Origin of the sequence: Corallococcus exercitus, assembly GCF_003611585.1 — a bacterium.
Classification (GTDB): domain Bacteria; phylum Myxococcota; class Myxococcia; order Myxococcales; family Myxococcaceae; genus Corallococcus; species Corallococcus exercitus.
Genome location: NZ_RAVW01000908.1, coordinates 1 through 425, shown reverse-complemented (window position 1 = coordinate 425; position 425 = coordinate 1). Strand labels below are relative to the sequence as shown.

The window sequence follows — 425 nt, the reverse complement described above, 5'->3', positions numbered from 1 at the left end:
AGGCAGATCGAAGTCCTCGACTCTCGAACTCCCGCACTCGGCGCCAAGGTCGTCGCCAGGGCTTGGATGGATCCCGCTTACAAGGAACGGCTCCTGGAAAACGGACGCACCGCCTGCGAAGAACTGGGCATCACATTCTACGACGATACCCAACTGATCGTGCTCGAGAACACGGTGGACGTCCACAATCTGATCGTCTGCACCTTGTGCTCCTGCTATCCCCGGCCCGTCCTTGGTCTGCCACCAGACTGGTACAAACTGAAGCCGTACCGAGCTCGCGCCGTCCATGAACCGAGAGCGGTGCTGGAGGAGTTCGGCACTCACATCCCGGACGACGTTGAGATCCGCGTCAGCGACTCCACGGCTGTCATCCGATACCTAGTCCTGCCTTTGCGCCCTGCTGGAACAGAAGCTCTGAGCGAAGA

The 425-nt window shown here is 60.0% G+C and carries 1 protein-coding gene; it reads left to right on the top strand.

Going from position 1 to position 425, the window contains the following annotated elements:
- Window positions 1-6: 6 nt before the first annotated feature.
- The coding region (locus tag D7W79_RS42810; RefSeq protein WP_244222295.1) for a nitrile hydratase subunit alpha at window positions 7-425 on the top strand (419 nt) is incomplete at its 3' end.